This window comes from Vreelandella boliviensis LC1 (genome assembly GCF_000236035.1).
In the GTDB taxonomy this organism is placed as follows: Bacteria; Pseudomonadota; Gammaproteobacteria; order Pseudomonadales; family Halomonadaceae; genus Vreelandella; species Vreelandella boliviensis.
In genome coordinates this window covers 1,248,854-1,249,149 of sequence record NZ_JH393257.1, presented here as the reverse complement: position 1 = coordinate 1,249,149, position 296 = coordinate 1,248,854, and positions in this window count along the sequence as shown.

The following is a 296-nucleotide window of genomic DNA, read 5'->3' as shown; positions in this document are numbered from 1 at the left end:
GGTACGCGAGCTGGGTTTAGAACGTCGTGAGACAGTTCGGTCCCTATCTGCCGTGGGCGTTGGATGTTTGAGAAGGGCTGCTCCTAGTACGAGAGGACCGGAGTGGACGACCCTCTGGTGTTCCGGTTGTCACGCCAGTGGCATTGCCGGGTAGCTATGGTCGGACGGGATAACCGCTGAAAGCATCTAAGCGGGAAGCCCCCTTCAAGATGAGACATCCCTGAGGCCTAGAGCCTCCTGAAGGGCCCAGCGAGACCAGCTGGTTGATAGGCACGGTGTGGAAGCGCTGCAAGGTG